Annotated in this window: 17 protein-coding genes; 5 read left to right on the top strand and 12 right to left on the bottom strand. The window is 49.5% G+C overall.

The genetic code is table 11. From position 1 onward, the window contains the following. Window positions 1-41: 41 nt before the first annotated feature. The 10 genes from AC4EHJ_RS13765 to AC4EHJ_RS13810 form a co-directional block, all read right to left on the bottom strand. Window positions 42-965: a ketopantoate reductase family protein gene (locus tag AC4EHJ_RS13765; RefSeq protein ID WP_490976198.1), complete on the bottom strand. Its 924-nt coding sequence runs from the start codon at window positions 963-965 to the stop codon at window positions 42-44. Window positions 966-1,160: 195 nt separating this feature from the next. Beyond that, complete coding sequence (locus tag AC4EHJ_RS13770) at window positions 1,161-2,135, bottom strand: quinone oxidoreductase family protein (protein ID WP_490976199.1); 975 nt, start codon at window positions 2,133-2,135, stop codon at window positions 1,161-1,163. Window positions 2,136-2,146: 11 nt separating this feature from the next. Then, on the bottom strand, window positions 2,147-3,922 hold the full coding sequence (locus AC4EHJ_RS13775) for an acyl-CoA dehydrogenase FadE (protein WP_490976200.1): 1,776 nt from the start codon (window positions 3,920-3,922) through the stop codon (window positions 2,147-2,149). Further along, the gene (locus AC4EHJ_RS13780; RefSeq protein ID WP_490976201.1) at window positions 3,912-5,000 is read right to left on the bottom strand and encodes a phosphotransferase family protein; all 1,089 of its coding nucleotides are present in this window, start codon (window positions 4,998-5,000) and stop codon (window positions 3,912-3,914) included. Before AC4EHJ_RS13780 ends, AC4EHJ_RS13775 begins: the two co-directional genes overlap by 11 nt. Window positions 5,001-5,003: 3 nt before the next feature. Continuing rightward, a complete protein-coding gene (locus tag AC4EHJ_RS13785) occupies window positions 5,004-5,411 on the bottom strand; it encodes an acyl-CoA thioesterase (RefSeq protein WP_490976202.1) in 408 nt (135 codons plus the stop codon). 15 nt (window positions 5,412-5,426) lie between these two features. After that, on the bottom strand, window positions 5,427-6,206 hold the full coding sequence (locus AC4EHJ_RS13790; RefSeq protein WP_490976203.1) for an enoyl-CoA hydratase/isomerase family protein: 780 nt from the start codon (window positions 6,204-6,206) through the stop codon (window positions 5,427-5,429). Window positions 6,207-6,211: 5 nt separating this feature from the next. After that, the gene (locus AC4EHJ_RS13795) at window positions 6,212-7,090 is read right to left on the bottom strand and encodes a 3-hydroxyacyl-CoA dehydrogenase family protein (protein ID WP_490976204.1); all 879 of its coding nucleotides are present in this window, start codon (window positions 7,088-7,090) and stop codon (window positions 6,212-6,214) included. Beyond that, a complete protein-coding gene (locus AC4EHJ_RS13800; protein WP_490976205.1) occupies window positions 7,068-7,664 on the bottom strand; it encodes a TetR/AcrR family transcriptional regulator in 597 nt (198 codons plus the stop codon). Before AC4EHJ_RS13800 ends, AC4EHJ_RS13795 begins: the two co-directional genes overlap by 23 nt. A gap of 16 nt (window positions 7,665-7,680) precedes the next feature. Next, window positions 7,681-8,454, bottom strand: coding sequence for an SDR family oxidoreductase (locus tag AC4EHJ_RS13805; RefSeq protein WP_490976206.1), 774 nt, complete (start codon window positions 8,452-8,454; stop codon window positions 7,681-7,683). Between the two features lie 361 nt (window positions 8,455-8,815). After that, window positions 8,816-9,766, bottom strand: coding sequence for a threonine/serine dehydratase family protein (locus AC4EHJ_RS13810; RefSeq protein WP_490976207.1), 951 nt, complete (start codon window positions 9,764-9,766; stop codon window positions 8,816-8,818). A 153-nt stretch (window positions 9,767-9,919) separates the two neighbouring features. Here AC4EHJ_RS13810 and AC4EHJ_RS13815 point away from each other — a divergent pair, with 153 nt between their 5' ends. Both AC4EHJ_RS13815 and AC4EHJ_RS13820 read left to right on the top strand, forming a co-directional pair. Next, entirely contained in the window at window positions 9,920-10,477 is a 558-nt protein-coding gene (locus AC4EHJ_RS13815) for an SLOG family protein (protein WP_490976208.1), read from the top strand. 85 nt (window positions 10,478-10,562) lie between these two features. Beyond that, a complete protein-coding gene (locus AC4EHJ_RS13820; protein WP_490976209.1) occupies window positions 10,563-12,053 on the top strand; it encodes a glycine betaine uptake BCCT transporter in 1,491 nt (496 codons plus the stop codon). 34 nt (window positions 12,054-12,087) lie between these two features. Here the strand turns inward: AC4EHJ_RS13820 and AC4EHJ_RS13825 are convergent, their stop codons facing one another. Beyond that, entirely contained in the window at window positions 12,088-13,005 is a 918-nt protein-coding gene (locus AC4EHJ_RS13825) for a catalase family peroxidase (RefSeq protein WP_490976210.1), read from the bottom strand. A gap of 97 nt (window positions 13,006-13,102) precedes the next feature. Between AC4EHJ_RS13825 and AC4EHJ_RS13830 the strand changes: the two genes are divergently transcribed. The 3 genes from AC4EHJ_RS13830 to AC4EHJ_RS13840 all read left to right on the top strand — a co-directional run bounded on the left by AC4EHJ_RS13830 (window position 13,103) and on the right by AC4EHJ_RS13840 (window position 15,483). Then, window positions 13,103-13,369 (top strand): GNAT family N-acetyltransferase, encoded by a 267-nt coding sequence (locus AC4EHJ_RS13830; protein ID WP_490976211.1) that lies wholly within the window; start codon window positions 13,103-13,105, stop codon window positions 13,367-13,369. Between the two features lie 122 nt (window positions 13,370-13,491). Next, the gene (locus AC4EHJ_RS13835; protein WP_490976365.1) at window positions 13,492-14,751 is read left to right on the top strand and encodes an erythromycin esterase family protein; all 1,260 of its coding nucleotides are present in this window, start codon (window positions 13,492-13,494) and stop codon (window positions 14,749-14,751) included. Window positions 14,752-14,778: 27 nt separating this feature from the next. Further along, on the top strand, window positions 14,779-15,483 hold the full coding sequence (locus tag AC4EHJ_RS13840; RefSeq protein WP_490976212.1) for a hypothetical protein: 705 nt from the start codon (window positions 14,779-14,781) through the stop codon (window positions 15,481-15,483). A gap of 83 nt (window positions 15,484-15,566) precedes the next feature. On the opposite strand, the gene AC4EHJ_RS13845 is transcribed toward AC4EHJ_RS13840, so the two are convergent. Next, window positions 15,567-16,250, bottom strand: a complete 684-nt coding sequence (locus AC4EHJ_RS13845) for a hypothetical protein (RefSeq protein ID WP_490976213.1) — start codon at window positions 16,248-16,250, stop codon at window positions 15,567-15,569. Window positions 16,251-16,324: the final 74 nt, after the last annotated feature.

The following is a 16,324-nucleotide window of genomic DNA, read 5'->3' on the forward strand; positions in this document are numbered from 1 at the left end:
AATAACTTTCAGAAAAATGTAAACGTTTTCAGAGTAATTAATCAATTATTCCGTAAATTCATTTCGTAAATTTTTAATTTCGTATAAATCGCATCAAGAACTGGCATGGCGATTTTTTGGGCCAATGCTTTTTCCAAAAGGTATCCTTGGAGGTGGTCGGCTTCAATTGCCTGTCCCTTTTCTATGTCCCGCTGCATCGATGATTTCATGCCAGGCTGCAACGAATTGATCTTAGCCAGCTGGTCTTCTGCAATCGTCTCTTTTACAGGTGCACCGATCGCTTTCATCACCGATACAAGCTCATGCAAGAGGGCGGAAATGGTGCGCTGGCCGGATTCCAAATCGCGGATGGGGCCAATCGGCGATTCCATTGCCGCAGTGATGCCGGACATCGCTGTGATGAATAAATATTTATGCCACATGTCCTGTTCGATATTCGCGCTCAAAGCAAAATCTGCTTTTGTGCCCTCGAACGCTCCTTGCACTTCGAGGATGCGGGCTGTCTCTTTTCCTGATCGCTCTCCGAAGACTAACTGATTCATCGGGCTCGTCTGGACGATTGTACCGTTTTCGTCGAGCGTAGTTTCGATAAAGCAAAGTCCCCCGAGCACCCGCTCTTCCCCGAACGCTTCCACTAAGTCATCGACATGTGAAATCCCGTTCAATAATGGAAGAATCATTCCTGTTTCTCCTACAAACGGGCGAATATCTTCGATTGCCGCTTCCAGCTGGTAGGCTTTCGTCGTCAAGATGACCAGATCAAAGGGCTCGCCTTGCTGCTGTGCAGTAATCAGTTTCGGAACCAGCTTCACATCGCCGTTCACACTATTGATATTCAAGCCTGTCTTTTCGAGCTGCTCTTTCCTGCGGCTGCGAACCAAGAAGGTGACATCCTGTCCAGCCTCCATCAGCCTCGCTCCAAAATAACCGCCGATTCCTCCGGCGCCCACTATTAAAATTTTCATCTTTATCCTCTCCCTTCGCTATATTGTCTCATTATTCTTGCAAATACCCAAAAGGTTTTTTCAACAGGCCCATTCAAAAAAGACAGAACGCCTATGCGCCTGCCCTTTCCGTGTGTCAATTTTCTAATCCGTTCCAATTGATTTCGCCTCAACAGTTTCTATCTTTGCAAAAACCGGCCGCTCCTTCTGCCCCTTTTAAGGCTTGAGTATGAGTTTGCCGATCGTCTTCCGGCCCTGGAGCATTTGATGGGCGTGCGCCGCTTCTTCAAGCGGATAACTCCCACCTATTGTCAATGTCAGTTGCCCGCTCGCCATATAGCCGAGCAGCTCTTTGAAGCTCTGGTGGAACAACTTCTGGTTGCGCATGATCTGCGGCAGGAAAAATCCGATGACGGATTGGTTCTTGCGCATCAATTGGCCTGGATTGAACGTGGCTTGCTGGCCGCTCGCCGCTCCAAAAATCACCAGACGGCCGAACGGGGCGAGGCATTTCACCGTTTGGTTGAAGACATCGCCGCCGACCATTTCCAAGGCGACATCAACACCTTTTCCTTCGGTAATCTCTTTTACTTTCTCCACCCAGCCGTCTTCCGAATAATTCACCACATGCGTAGCGCCCATCTTTTTCGCGTGCGCCAACTTTTCATCGGTGCTTGCCGTAGCGATGATTTTGCCTGCTCCGAAGATTTTTGCCAATTGTACAGCAATTGCGCCCACTCCGCCAGCCGCCGCGTGGATCAACACGCTTTCGCCCGGCTCCAGGCGGCCCATTGTTTTCAGGATATGATAGGCACTCAGCCCTTGCAGCGGCAGGGCAACCGCTTGATCAAAGCCGACATTATCCGGTATCGGCGTCAACACTCGTTCGTCGACCGCAGCATATTGCGAATAGCCGCCGGATTCGATGAGCGCCACCACGCGCTGGCCTTTGCTGAAATTCCGGACTTCGCTTCCCGTTTCCACAATAACGCCTGCCACTTCCGAACCCGGCACATAAGGAAGCGTCGTCGGAACGACATACTGCCCTTCGCGCCTCGCCGTATCTGCATAATTGATGCCGCTCGATTTCACTTCAATCAAGACTTCGCCGCTCTTTGGCTGCGGTTTTTCCGCGTCGCTCCATTTAAGGACATCCGGTCCGCCGAATTCTTCAAATTTGATGACTTTCATTCCGTTCCTCCTTATGACGTGTATTGTTCCGCCGATAGTATTTTCTGTGCAATGCTGCGTTTCGCTGCTTTGGCTCCTGCACGCTGAAGCCTGCTCAACTCTTTCGTTATGACAGGAACATAATCATGCAGTTCTCTTTCAGAAGCCGTGCCTTGAAGAAGCTTGCGGGCGTTGATTTCAGTTTCGAGCAATGCTTCATCTACCAGCGCGTTTGCCAGCTTAACCTTCAAAGCCTCCTGCTGTTCGCCATTAGCCTCCATCGCTTTTACTGTTCTCAAGACAGCCGATTCAACAGCGAACAAGGTAATGGCAATATCCGCCAATTTCATCAGTGTTTCCTGTTCATCCGCTAATTGGGGGCCATACGTCCGAGATGCGATGCCTGCACATAGCAGAAAGACGCGGCGAATCGCTTGTACCGCTTCTATTTCCCGGGAAATAACACTGATTGATCCGACTTTAGGCGACTGAATTTCTTCAATAGCCTTGGCTGCAGCGGCTTCAAGCGGCACTTGCCCTTTTGCAGCCGCTTTAAAAAGATTCCCTGGAATGAGCAGCCTATTCACTTCATTGGTGCCTTCAAATATACGGTTGATGCGCGAATCGCGATAAATCTGCTCAATTTTATATTCTTTTATAAAACCGTAGCCCCCGTGCAATTGAAGCGCTTCGTCGGCCACAAAATCCAAAGTTTCTGAACCGTACACCTTGCAGATGGCGCATTCTGTTGCGTATTCCATCATCCGTCTGGCGGTAAGTCCATGGTCCCCTGAATCATACAGCCCTTCCAATGCATCTTCGAGATGCCCTCCTGTTCGGTATTGCACCGATTCCGCCGCATAAATCCGCATCGCCATGTCCGCGATTTTTTCTTGCGTTGCAGTGAAATCCGCAATCGCTTTGCCGAATTGACGGCGTTCTTTCGTGTATTTCACAGCTAGCTCCAAAGCGTATTTGGCTGCCCCCATCGTAGCCGAACCTAGGTTATAACGCCCCAGATTCAAGACATTCAAAGCGATGACATGGCCTTTTCCGACTTCGCCCAGCAAATTTTCAACCGGCACTTCGCAATCTTCGAAAATCACAGCACGGGTGGAAGACCCCTTAATACCCATTTTCTGTTCTTCGGCCCCAAGCGCCAATCCTGGAAAATCCTTTTCTACGATAAAAGCCGTAAAGGCGCTATTGTCCACTTTTGCGTAGACGATGAACGTATCGGAAAATGCCGCATTCGTGATGAATATTTTTGTGCCGTTCAGCACATAATGGGTCCCCTCGCTATTCAGCGTTGCCGTCGTATGGGCTGCCAAGGCATCCGATCCCGCATTTGGCTCTGTCAGGCAATACGCTCCGATAAATTCACCGGAGGCAAGCTTCGGCAAATACCGTGCCTTCTGATCAGCAGTACCGAAATAAGTGATCGGCAATGTTGCGATACATGTATGATTCGAATGCGCGACGCCATAGCTGCCGGCTGGGCCCAACGCCTCTCCGACGATGCCTTTGCTGATTTTATCCAAACCGAGTCCGCCGTACTGTTCTGGCACACTATGCCCCAGCAAACCAAGTACCCCTGCTTTATCTAATAAAGACTTGACCAACGTAAAATCCTGCAGCTCGATTCTCTCGTTATGCGGCCGCACTTCGCTTTCCAAAAAACGTTTCGCCGTCTTGTAAATCATTAGGTGTTCTTCTGTAAAATCTTCGGGAGTGAACACCTGCTTAGCAGCCGACGCTTCATATAAGAAGCTGCCGCCCCGGTATGCCAAAGTTTTATCACTGAACATTTCCGTCTGCCTCCTTTTTCTTCGCCGTCTTAAGGGCGTGGTGAATGAGGATTTTTACGAACGGGGCAAGCTGCGCAAACCGTTTGTCAGCGGTTTGCCCTTTTTTATACCGGTAATAAATTTGCTGGCAGATAGCTGCCAATTTGAAAGTTGCGAACGTCACATAGAAATCGATATTCGATACGTCACGTCCGCTTTTTTCCGCATAACGCTCGATAAATTCCTGTCTCGTATAAAACCCTTCCGTAACTGTCACTGGCGCTTTCCCAAAGCCTTTCTTCAATGCTTCCGGATCATCCGCTTCCATCCAATAACTCATTGCCGCGCCAAGATCGGCTAGCGGATCGCCGACAGTCGTCATTTCCCAGTCGAACAAGCCGGTAATTTCGCTGAAGTCTTCGGAAAACATGGTATTGTTCAATTTGAAGTCGTAATGGATGATAGCGGGTTCCGGCGATTCCGGAATATGCGCAAGCAGCCAACTGGCCAACTCTTCCGCTTCCGGTATGTCGTCCGTTTTTGCGCGTTCATAGCGGCTGATCCAGCCTTCCACTTGCCGTTCCATAAAGCCCTCGGGTTTGGCCATCTCAGCGAGTGGCGTTTCTGTGTAATCTATGGCATGCAGCTTCACTAGCTGCTCCACCATCAACTCTGAAATCCGGCGCCCCAAGTCAGCGGACGGCTCAACGCCTTCCGGAAAATCCGTATCGAGCACGAAGCCGTACCGCCTCTCCATGACAAAGAAAGGGCTTCCGATGATTTCCGGATCATGCGAAAAAACATAAGGCCGAGGTGCAGCCGGAAACAAAGGATGCAGCGCCGAAAGAATGGTGAATTCGCGTTCCATATCATGGGCTCTTGGCGCTACAGGTCCAAGCGGCGGCCGCCTCAATACCGCTTCCCAGTTGCCAATAGCTAATGCATAAGTCAAATTCGAGTGCCCTGCGCCGAATTGCCGGATTTCCAATTCACCTTCTGGCAACCCTTTAATCGATTTTTTCAGAAATTGATGCAGTTTGGCGTTGTCCAATTCCTCACCTGTCCGCACCGCAATCGTACCGTTCGAAGTTCCTGCCATTTCTTACACCTCTTCCACAAACTTTTCAAGTTGGCTGCGGATTGCTCTTGGAAGGCGTTCACTTTTCTGCTTTTTAAAATCAAAGCAAACAGCCCCTGCCTCGCCTTCCGCAATCAATTGGCCCGTTTCAGCATCCTCAATCCGGTGGCCGATCATGAAACTCGAATTACCGATTTTGGTGATAAATGAACTGACTTTCAACTTCTGGTCAAAAAATGCCTGATTGTTGAACGTACAGGCCGCAGACAGCAAGATGACATTCCACTTTTCAAGCTCCATCTCGAACCCCAGTGCTCTGAACAATTCAATCCGGGCTTCTTCCAAATAAATGAAATAACTGATATTGCTGACATGCCCGAGGGCATCTGTTTCGCTGAAGCGGACCTTTACCGTGATTTCATGTGCTGCCATCTCTGCTGCACCCCTTTACCTGTTTTTGAATTGCGGTGTTCTTTTTTCGATAAAAGCCTGTACGCCTTCCCGGACATCGGCAGTCTGAAACACCTCTTCGAATAATCCGGCTTCGAGTTCCACCCCTTGTCCGACTGTCAATTCCATCCCTTCGCCAACCGCTTTTTTGATGCGGGACAAAGCGGGAAGAGAAAAGCCGCCGATGCGTGCCGCCATTTTTCTGGCAGCTTCCATGCCTTGGCCTTTAGGGGCTACTTTGTTGACCAGGCCGATTTTTTCCGCTTCTACTGCAGAAACAGCTTGCCCTGTAAACATCAATTCCTTGGCTTTCGATTCTCCGACAAGGCGCGGCAGACGCTGGGTTCCCCCTCCGCCCGGAAACAGCCCAAGCGTTATTTCAGGGAGTCCAATTTGGGCATGTTCCTCGGCAATCCGAATATCGCAGCAAAGCGCCACTTCGCATCCCCCGCCGAATGTCAGTCCGTTCAGCATGGCAATCACCGGTTTTTCAAAGCGTTCAATCCGATTTAAAATCTCATGCGTTTCCATGAACTTGCCCTTCAGTGCAGGCTGCCCGATCAGGTTCGGGAACTCTTTTATATCTGCGCCTGCGGCGAATACGTTTTCCCCTTGGCCGGTAAGAATAACCGCATTGACACCCGCGTCTTCTCCCAACTCGCGGAAAGCTTCATCCAGCTCTTTGAACACTTGGCTGCTGATAACGTTCATCGGCGGATTCGCGATTTTGACCACCGCATAGCCTTCCCGTTTTTCTATATGTACAATTTCCGCCATTTTGCTTACACCTCAACTTTCTGATAATCGTAAAATCCTTTGCCCGTTTTCCGGCCCAGCTCTCCAATATCCACTTTTTCTTTGATGAATCCTGCTGGTTTGTCCGCAGGGTCGCCAGTTTCCGCGTATTGTTGCTGCATGACGTCGTAGACGATATCGATGCCCGATAAATCCATCAATTCAAACGGACCGATGGGATGGCGCAACGCTTTTTTGACAATTAAATCGATTTCCTTGAAATCCGCTATGCCGCCTTCATATAAATGGAGTGCTTCTTTTTGAAGCGCCCCCAGCAAGCGGTTCGCTACAAAGCCTGAAATTTCTTTACGCAATAAAACGCCAGTCCTGTTTATGCGTCTGCAAAGCTCCAGTGAAGCTTGGGCTGTCGTTTCCGATGTTTCATCGCTCATGACGACTTCCACGCAGTCCATGACAAGCGGCGGGAAAAAGAAATGCAGGTTGCAGACCCTATCCGGCCGCTCTGTCGCTTCAGCAATCAGCGAATTGACGATAGTCGAACTATTGGATGCCAAAATGGCGTGAGGCGGTGCAAGCTGATCTAAGCGTTCGAAAATCCCGCGCTTTACATCCAATTTCTCAACAACTGCTTCGATGACATAATCTGCGTCCCCAGCTGCGGTCTCCAGACTTTCAGTAAACGACAAATTACTGAATGCTGTGTTTTTTTCTTCTTCCGTCAACTTCTTTTTGGCGACCCATTGATCCATTATCTTACGGAGCGCGCCTTCCGCTTTGGCCAATGCTTTAGCATTGACGTCGTTCAATGCTGTTTGGAATCCGCCCAACGCACAAAGCATTGCGATCTGTTGGCCCATCTGCCCTGCTCCGACGACGCATACTTTAGTGATTTGAAATTCTGACATGCCCTTTTTCCCCCTCGCTCATAATGCCATTCAAAATCATATCGCTGAAAATTTCAGCGAGCTTTCCAGCTGGAATGCTGCCGCCCGGATTGAACCATTGGTAGCTCCAATTGGTCGCGCCAAGAATCGCGAATGCCGCCATGTCTGGCTGGATTTGGCGCCTGAATTCTCCGGACGCCACGCCTTCACGCAGCAGCTCTTCAATATTCATGCGGAACTGTTCCCGCTTTCTTTTCACAGCCTCTGCATTGGCCTGTTTCAGGTGGCGCATTTCCCGGAAAAACACCCGTCCGCTTGGGCCATGCTGCTCAATATCGCCAATCAGCAAGCCAATGATGCCGGTAATCTTTTCGCGGCTACTTGCCTCCGACTGCTGGATAGCCTCCTGCCGCATAAGCAAGTCGCCGATATAATCCGAGTGGATGTCCATCAGCAATTGCTCTTTGCTTTGAAAATAATAATAGAACGTTCCTTTCGTCACGCCAGCAGCTTCGACAATGTCTTGCACTGATGTCTCGCTAAATCCCTTTTCTTCAAACAACCGGATGCTTCCCTCTTTCAGTTTCGTTTTCATCCCAAGCCCCCGCATTCTAGATGGCGTGCATGCCGCCGTCGACAATGATGACATCACCTGTCACGTAATCCGAAGCTTTAGATGCCAAGAACAGTGCGGCTCCTTTCAAGTCTTCTTCTGTCCCGAAACGATTGAGCGGCGTCAGGTCCAATAGCCCGCTGCCTCCTTTTTCAATGAGCCCTTTCGACATCTTTGTCGGAAAAAATCCAGGCGCAATCGCATTGACGTTGATATTGTGCTGGCCCCATTTAGCAGCCAAGTCTTTCGTAAACGTGATGACTGCTCCTTTGCTGGTATTGTAGCCGATGGTGTCCATCAAACGCGGATCAATGCCGCCAAGACCCGCGACAGATGCGATATTAATGATTTTCCCGCTGCCTTGCTTGACCATCGCTTCGCCCGCTGCCTGGCTCATCAGAAATGTCCCGGTGATATTGACATCGAGCACTTTGCGCCAAGCGTCAAGCGGCATCTCCAGCACAGGAGCTCCCCATGTCGCGCCTGAATTATTAACGAGAATATCAATCGTTCCAAACTCTTCCAGCGTTTTCCTTACGACGTTCTCCACATCTTCCGGTTTGGTGACGTCGCATTCCAGCGCCAATGCCCTTACACCTTTTGCTTTCAGTTTTTCTGCCATTTCTTCGCAAGCTTCCACTTTCCTTGAGCACAGCACCACGTTTGCTCCAGCCTCTGCAAAGCCTTCGGCAATTTGCGCACCGAGCCCTCGCCCGCCCCCTGTCACGATAGCCGTCTTGCCATTCAATTTAAAAAGATCCATTACGTTCATTGGCCATTCCCCCATCCAAATTAACCGTTTTCCACATACTAACTAGTTGGTATGTTCAGAATACTTAATTTAATGGTACCGTTTTCATTTGATGATTGCAAGACCGGCGGAATTTATACGGTCATATAGAAAAAAGGGCTGTCCAATAAGTCGAATAACAGACTTATTGGACAGCCCTTTTTTCTACCGTAGGGTAAGGGAATACTATTGCTCCTGTCTCTGTCTCTGCATCGCTGCGCTAGCTTCGAGACATGAAAGTGCGTTGCATCGCTGCGCTAGCTTCGAGACATGAAAAACGTTGCATCGCTGCGCTAGCTTCGTCGCAAAGGAGGTCCCCCGAATCACTTTTGGGGCACTTCCTTTATTCCGGCAAAAATGCTTGCAGCCCTTTCAAGTCAACGTTGCCGCCAGACAGCACCACCGCAGCTTTCAGATTCGCGCCTTTCAATTCCCCAAACAGCAGTGGGGCTGCCGCCACTGCACTTGACGGCTCCACGAGCTGCTTGGTTCTTTCCGCTAAAAATTGGAACGTTTTTTTAATGTCGGCTTCAGACACTAATAGAAGGTCGTCTAGGTATTGCTGCAAAATCGGGAAGGTCATGGCTCCGGGTTGAGTTGTCCGCAGCCCGTCCGCAATGGTAAAGCTTTCCGGAATCGATGTGATGCGGCCGTTTTGGAGCGACAGCCACGTATCATTCGCCTCCTTAGGTTCTACGCCGATTACCTTGATGCCGGGATTCACGTTTTTCACAGCTGCCAGAATGCCGCTTATCAATCCGCCCCCTCCAACTGGCACCAGCAACACATCGAGTCCCTCCACTTGCTCGAGCAGTTCGAGCCCGATCGTTCCTTGTCCCGAAATGATGTCTTCATGGTCGTATGGCGGAATATAAATGCCGCCTTTTTGCGCAGCCAATTGCTGCGCTTTCGGGATCCTGTGAGCTGAAGTCGAGCCGCAATAGACGACTTCAGCGCCGTACGATTCAATGGCTTCCACTTTAACCCGGCTGGCATTTTCCGGTACGACGATGACAGCCGGAACGCCAAGCTGTTTTGCTACATAGGCTACCGCTTGTCCGTGATTGCCTGAAGAAGCAGCAGTAATCGACGCCGCTCCACCCCGCACCGCGTTTTTGACAGCGTTAGCAGCTCCCCTGATTTTAAAAGAACCGGTTTTCTGCAAATGCTCCGCTTTAAAATAAGTCCTGTTGCCGCTTGCCAGATCGAATTGTTCAGAAGTCAAAATCGGTGTGCGGTGGATAATATCCGCAATGTTCACTTGAGCCCTTTTTACACTTTCGAGGTCCACCATGGTTAACGCCTCCTTTTATGCCCTCATTTTAACACAACGCAAAAAAAGAGTAATCGATGTGTATTGAATCTAAGTTGTTTCGCAATTTAGCTTTATTATTGTTGCCCAGTGGGTAGTATATACTGATAGAAGAATGCGGAAAGGAAGGTTACAATGATTAAACGTTTAGTGGTGACCGGCTATAAGCAGCATGAGCTCGGCATCTTTGACGACAAAAACCCCGGCATACGCATCATTAAAAAAACCCTTGAAGACCGGCTTCGGGTGTTTCTGGACGAAGGCCTTGAATGGGTGATTTTAAGCGGCCAGCTCGGCGTAGAGACATGGGCAGCGGAAGTCGTGCTTGATTTGAAAGAAGAGTTTCCTCACTTGCAATACGCCATCCTCACCCCTTTTGTCGATCAGGAAAAGAAATGGAATGAATCTAAGCAAGAAAAATACCAAATGATCTTAGAGCTGGCGGATTTCCATCGCAGCCTCACCAACCGCCCATATGAGGCGCCATGGCAATTTATCGAGAAAAGTAAGTTTTTCCTCCGCAACTCGGATGCCATGCTCATTGTCTACGATGAGGAAACGGACGGTTCCCCAAAATTCACAAAACGGGATGCCGAAACTTATGCGGAAACCCATGACTACAAAGTGTTCACCATAACGGCGGATGATTTGCGCATTGCCGCTGAAGAAGAACAAATGAACGAATGGGACTGATCGACCCGACCTTATTGTTTGACCTGATGTTGGTTTATCGTTACGTTTACAAGTCATCTAGAAAATATCCACAGAAGGAGAAACTATGAAAAAAGCTTCGAAAGTCTTTTACATCGCATTCACTTTAGTCATCTTGACCGTCGCATTCGGCGTCATCGCACCCCAAGCCTTTGAAAAAATTACAGGCGATATCCGTTCTTTCATCGATACAGGATTCGGCTGGTATTATTTAATGCTTATGGCTTTGATTTTAATCTTCACATTCATCATCATCATCAGCCCTTACGGCAAAATCCGGCTCGGCAAAGATTCAGACCGCCCGGAATTCTCGACCATTTCCTGGATTTCCATGCTGTTCTCGGCAGGAATGGGGATCGGCCTCGTCTTCTACGGAGCGTCAGAACCTCTTAGCCATTTCGCCGTACAGCCGGCCACTGCTGAACCAGGCACTGACGCTGCATTCAAGGAATCCTTGCAGCGCACCTATTACCATTGGGGAATCCACGTCTGGGCAATGTACGGCATCGTGGCATTGGCACTCGCCTTCTTCCAATTCCGTAAAGGAGAGCCTGCGTTAATTTCATCAACACTGAAGCCGATTTTCGGCAAAAAAATGGACGGTCCGCTTGGCACCCTCGTAGACGTACTCGCTGTTTTCGCAACCGTCTTCGGCGTGGCCACTTCACTCGGCTTTGGCGCTGCTCAAATTAACGGTGGGCTTGCCTACCTATTCGATGTACCGCAGTCTTCAACCGTGCAATTCATCATTATCGCTGTCGTAACCGTGCTGTTCATCAGCTCTGCATGGTCCGGGCTCAACAAAGGCATCAAATACCTGTCCAACATCAATATGATACTGGCTGTTATTCTACTGATCTTGATGCTTGTCCTCGGTCCGACATTGCTGATTTTGAATATGTTCACCGAGACTTTCGGCAATTACGCACAGAATTTAATCAGCCTGAGTTTCCAGTCAGCGCCGCTTGATGCAGAAAACCGTCAATGGCTCAACAACTGGACAATTTTCTACTGGGCTTGGTGGATTTCCTGGGCGCCGTTTGTCAGCATGTTCATCGCCCGTATCTCGAAGGGTCGTACGATTCGCGAGTTCCTGATCGGCGTCGTCTTGACACCGACTATTTTCGGAGCATTTTGGTTTGCAGCTTTCGGCACAACCGCCATCGACTTGCAAAAAAGCGGAACTGATCTGGCCGGATTCCCGCCGGAACAAACTTTGTTTGCGATGTTCAATGAAATGCCTCTCGGATTCGCTATGTCGATCGTCGCTATATTGCTGGTCAGCACGTTCTTCATCACGTCAGCTGACTCCGCAACATTTGTTCTTGGCATGCAGTCGACAAAAGGGTCGCTGCACCCAAGCAACCAGATTAAGATCCTTTGGGGCATTGCGCAATCCGCGATCGCGGCCATTTTACTCGCTGTCGGCGGATTAGCCGCTGTGCAAAACACCATCATCGCAGCAGCTCTGCCGTTCTCGCTGGTCATGATCTTAATAATTGTGTCCTTGTTCAAGGCTTTGAATACTGAGATGAAAACAAACAGGACCCGTAAATAAAAAGAGCTGTCGAGAAATTCTCGACAGCTCTTTTTTACGTTCCTTCCGTCCGCCTTCCATGGGAAATAGAATATGCCAGTGAACGGAATGCGAGAATCCGGTCTTCCGAACATGCTATTCCAGGGACCATCACTGTTGGATCAAAAAGAATGTGGTCATCCCTCAGCTGATTGCGGCTTATTTCCAAATGCCCCGCGACGATTTTCCGCCGTTCTTTCGGCCATTCTTTTGTCGGGTCTCCCGTCGGATCTTCCGGCTCGCCGATGATGACGTTCAGCCTGAAACCGGCCGGCCCGTTTTTCAGACGGCTTTCAAGCTCTTGTTCAAAATGCCCCCGTCCCATTGCTTTTGCATCTTTCGGCGATAATGTCGCCACTCCGGCGTCTGGCTCCCACTCGTATTTGACAGGTGTGCGGCGCCCTTCCTGGTCGATGAAATAAAATGCATGCATAGAATAATAACGCCCTTTGGCAAAGCTTGCCGGTGCATGCATTTTCCGCAATACTTTAATAGCCGCGCGGCTGTCCGGGTATTTGATCAGCAATTTTGCTATTGCAAACAGCCGCAGCCTGCCTTTTTTGAGCGATTTCGCAATGCCGAGCATTTCGGTGAAGGTTTCCGGTGTCTTGGCGAAAAAAACCGGCGCATTGACGCCGACAATATTCGTCAGCTCTCCACCGGGCAGCTGAAACTGCACCGCCATTCCTTTGACCGGCGACATGGCGTCGGTCCATACCGGATCCGGTGAACTGTGCGAAAAGCGTACGGCCGCCTTCGTTTCCTCTCTTGCTTGCAGATGCGCCGCTGTTGTCAAATGAGCCACATCTCCTGTAGCTGTGAACACTGCTTCATAAATGACACCGCGCGCATGCGCCCGCCGATAGCCATTATGCTTGCCGAAAACTTTCTCAATGCGGTCGATGGCCATTCCAGCCAATTGCTTTTTCTCCATGCTATCACCTCTTTATTAAAAGCTATACCCGCTCATGAATAATTTTAAGTATTTCGGGAATACTAAAGAAGGCATATTTTTCAGAGGAGGAAATCACATGGATATCAAACATAGCGAAAACAAGTTCACGATTGTAAAAGACGGCGAAGAACTCGGCGTGTTGTCATATGTTCCAAGCGGCAACGTTCTGACGGTTGACCACACGGAAGTCTCGCCTCATCTTGAAGGCCAGGGAATGGGCAAAAAGCTGGTCGAGCATGTTGTAAATTATGCGCGCCAAGAAGGCAAATGTATTGACCCACAATGCCCGTTCGCCAATGGCGTTATCGAAAAGACTCCGGAATTCCAGGACGTCTTGCAATAAATCATCGGACATCCGCCAAGAGCGGATGTTTTTTTATGCCCTTTGCCGGACGTCGTTTCAATTGCGGCTATACGGGAAAACCAAGAGTAATAGCGGAATAGAAAGGGGTTTTAGTTGTGGATATGTCGCTTGAAGAAGCCATAAAGAAACACGCCCTGCCTTATCGATCTTCCGAAGACTTGAACCGGATCGTTGATGCCATCGGCAATTCCAAAATCGTTTTGCTCGGAGAAGCGACCCACGGCACTTCCGAGTTTTATACAATCCGTGCCGAATTATCCAAAAGGCTCATCCAAGAGCGGGGTTTTTCCATCATTGCCATTGAAGGCGATTGGCCGCCTTCCTATGTAGTCAACCGCCATGCCAAAGCGGATAGCGATGCGGACCAAGAAGGCCGTGAAGTGCTCCAGGCTTTTAATCGCTGGCCGACCTGGATGTGGGCCAATGAAGAAGTAGCCGATTTCATTGAATGGCTGCGGCTGCACAATGGTCAAAGCGCACAGAAGACGGGGTTTTACGGCATCGATCTATATAGTTTATGGGAATCGATGGAGGAGATTATCCGGCACCTCTCCGCAGCCGGCCCTTCCGGAAGCCATCTGGAACTGGCAAAAAAAGCCTTCGCCTGCTTTGAGCCGTTTAGCCGCGACCCGGAAAAGTATGCGAGGTCTTCCATCCATCCATTTAACCGGTGCATCGATGAAGTCGACAAGCTATTGTCAGCGCTGCGACAAGACGAAGCACTTTATAAAGATGAACCCGAAACCGCGCTCAGCTTGAAAATCAATGCACTCGTCGCCAGAAATGCGGAAGATTATTACAGCGCGATGGTGCGGGACGACACCTTGTCGTGGAATGTCCGTGATGGGCATATGGCTGCAGCCATAAACGAAATTAGGGATTCCCATGGCAAGGATGCGAAAATCATCATCTGGGAACACAATACCCATATTGGAGATGCCCGCGCCACTGATATGCACAGAGAAGGCATGGTCAATGTAGGGCAGTTGATGCGTGAACAGCAGCATGCCGAGGGTGTTTTCGCGGTCGGCTTCGGCACTTATATGGGCTCAGTTATTGCAGCAAAATCCTGGGGTGCGCCTTTCCAGAAGATGCGCGTTCCTCCCGCGCGCCTCAATTCGTGGGAGGAATTGCTTAACCGCACTGGCGCCCACGACAAGCTGCTGCTTTTCGGCGATGACAATCACGCCCTATTCGACCGCTGGGTCGGACACCGTGCCATCGGCGTCGTTTACCATCCGGAATATGAAGCGCATGGCAATTACGTACCATCGAAAATATCCCAGCGCTACGATGCCTTTATTTTCATCAATGAAACAACAGCGTTGACTCCGATTCCGATTGAAGAACCGAATTTATGACAAGTATCTCTTTGGGAGGAGAATACGATGGACAAAAGACGAGGTCTTATGCTGATTACTGCCACCGTCCTGCTGATTGGTCTGGCTTTGCTGCTTATTACGGGAACTGGGTTTCTTGATAAGCCCCAAGGCTCCAGTGCACCAGAGAAAGAATCAGAGCCGCCTGCTACAGGGGAAGTTTCCGAACCTGTAGAGGAACCCACCCTTCCAATTGAAGAGCGCTTCCCTGCTGAAAAGGAAATGGTGGTCCAAGTGGAAGGTACCGAAGAAAAAATCACCGGTCGCCTGAATATCGGAAAGAATGAATCTTATATCATATACATTGATGAAGAACGCTATAAAATGGTGGCCGGGCAAGAAGCGGATCCCGACATGATCATTCCCAAAGAAGCGCTCCCGGAAGGCTATCCTGAAGTGTCGATGGCAATCCTGCATACCCCTGACACTGCCCCGGCTGAACAAACCGCGGAGCTTGCCGAACAATTAAAAGCTTCTTTTCCAGACTTGAAAGAGGCTGAAAGAGTCGAGGAACCTGTCCAAGGCTTTCTCCTTCATGGCATCGCAGATGGCGGCCAGGAATGGGATGATCCAGTCATCCACGCTTACGTTGTCAGTGACGGGCAGCAAGGCAGCTTTACCCTGACGGAAAAGTATTTCCTGGAAGCCGCTGAAGGCCACGGTGCCCGATTCTACTCGATCGCCAAGGAATTCATGGTAGTTGCAACTGAATAATGGCGGAATAGCTTATGAGGGACCCCTTCCATTTCCGGGTTAGGGCAAAAAAAATGCGGACCGCTTTGGTCCGCATTTTTTCATTATACTAACTCATCCGCTCCTGAATTGAGGGAATAAAGGAAACTCCAATTATCCGCTTTGTATAATTGGCTGAATGTCATCTTATCGCCTGTACCCATTGTGGCTACATCTTGTTCAATCGCCACGACCATAGTGGTTGCGCCATTTTCAAGATTCAGGTAGACATCCCCTATAGAAGGTTTGATGGCATTCTTTTCTTTCAATTCCTCTTCCAGCCCTGCATCTTTTTCAAGTTGCTCTGCTGGCACTTTGGATTTGTCATAATAAGCGATATCGTTGCTTCCAGACACTTGGCCTGGCGCCATGACGAAAAATTCTTTCGCTTTAACCGTATTCTGGCGAGTCGTGATAACGTCTCTGCCTTCCACCAATTCAACTCTCTCGAATTCATTTAGCGCATAATGATCGGTATAATCCGGATCCGGCTTCGAGATGAAAATATAGCCGCCCTGCTCTGCTTCAAGGTCTTCACGCAATGTATAGCGCGTCCCCATCAGCATGAACGAATCCATGTGTTTCGGCTTATAGAAGGTCACATCTTCCGCTTTGCTTTCAAACTGCTCCATGTCTTTGATCCGGTACATCAGCACCGACTTTTTAGCCAATGGCTTTACCGAATACACTTTATGCAGCTCGTTGTTGAAGTAGACGAATTGTCCCTTCCTGACTTGCAATAATTTCATGTTATGCCCTCCGATCTCAGCTTTGCTCTCGCGTTTATTCTAGAGTAAATGAACATAGAAGTCCATGCATGTAC

Source organism: Planococcus sp. TJ-301 (genome assembly GCF_058268475.1).

Excerpts from the sequence above, each read along its gene's own strand:
- AC4EHJ_RS13775 (WP_490976200.1), bottom strand. The coding sequence starts at position 3,922 with ATGTTCAGTGATAAAACTTTGGCATACCGGGGCGGCAGCTTCTTATAT.
- AC4EHJ_RS13825 (WP_490976210.1), bottom strand. The coding sequence starts at position 13,005 with ATGGAGAAAAAGCAATTGGCTGGAATGGCCATCGACCGCATTGAGAAA.
- AC4EHJ_RS13800 (WP_490976205.1), bottom strand. The coding sequence starts at position 7,664 with ATGAAAACGAAACTGAAAGAGGGAAGCATCCGGTTGTTTGAAGAAAAG.
- AC4EHJ_RS13765 (WP_490976198.1), bottom strand. The coding sequence starts at position 965 with ATGAAAATTTTAATAGTGGGCGCCGGAGGAATCGGCGGTTATTTTGGA.
- AC4EHJ_RS13845 (WP_490976213.1), bottom strand. The coding sequence starts at position 16,250 with ATGAAATTATTGCAAGTCAGGAAGGGACAATTCGTCTACTTCAACAAC.
- AC4EHJ_RS13805 (WP_490976206.1), bottom strand. The coding sequence starts at position 8,454 with ATGAACGTAATGGATCTTTTTAAATTGAATGGCAAGACGGCTATCGTG.
- AC4EHJ_RS13770 (WP_490976199.1), bottom strand. The coding sequence starts at position 2,135 with ATGAAAGTCATCAAATTTGAAGAATTCGGCGGACCGGATGTCCTTAAA.
- AC4EHJ_RS13840 (WP_490976212.1), top strand. The coding sequence starts at position 14,779 with ATGGACAAAAGACGAGGTCTTATGCTGATTACTGCCACCGTCCTGCTG.
- AC4EHJ_RS13810 (WP_490976207.1), bottom strand. The coding sequence starts at position 9,766 with ATGGTGGACCTCGAAAGTGTAAAAAGGGCTCAAGTGAACATTGCGGAT.
- AC4EHJ_RS13835 (WP_490976365.1), top strand. The coding sequence starts at position 13,492 with ATGTCGCTTGAAGAAGCCATAAAGAAACACGCCCTGCCTTATCGATCT.
- AC4EHJ_RS13830 (WP_490976211.1), top strand. The coding sequence starts at position 13,103 with ATGGATATCAAACATAGCGAAAACAAGTTCACGATTGTAAAAGACGGC.
- AC4EHJ_RS13820 (WP_490976209.1), top strand. The coding sequence starts at position 10,563 with ATGAAAAAAGCTTCGAAAGTCTTTTACATCGCATTCACTTTAGTCATC.
- AC4EHJ_RS13815 (WP_490976208.1), top strand. The coding sequence starts at position 9,920 with ATGATTAAACGTTTAGTGGTGACCGGCTATAAGCAGCATGAGCTCGGC.
- AC4EHJ_RS13795 (WP_490976204.1), bottom strand. The coding sequence starts at position 7,090 with ATGTCAGAATTTCAAATCACTAAAGTATGCGTCGTCGGAGCAGGGCAG.
- AC4EHJ_RS13790 (WP_490976203.1), bottom strand. The coding sequence starts at position 6,206 with ATGGCGGAAATTGTACATATAGAAAAACGGGAAGGCTATGCGGTGGTC.
- AC4EHJ_RS13785 (WP_490976202.1), bottom strand. The coding sequence starts at position 5,411 with ATGGCAGCACATGAAATCACGGTAAAGGTCCGCTTCAGCGAAACAGAT.
- AC4EHJ_RS13780 (WP_490976201.1), bottom strand. The coding sequence starts at position 5,000 with ATGGCAGGAACTTCGAACGGTACGATTGCGGTGCGGACAGGTGAGGAA.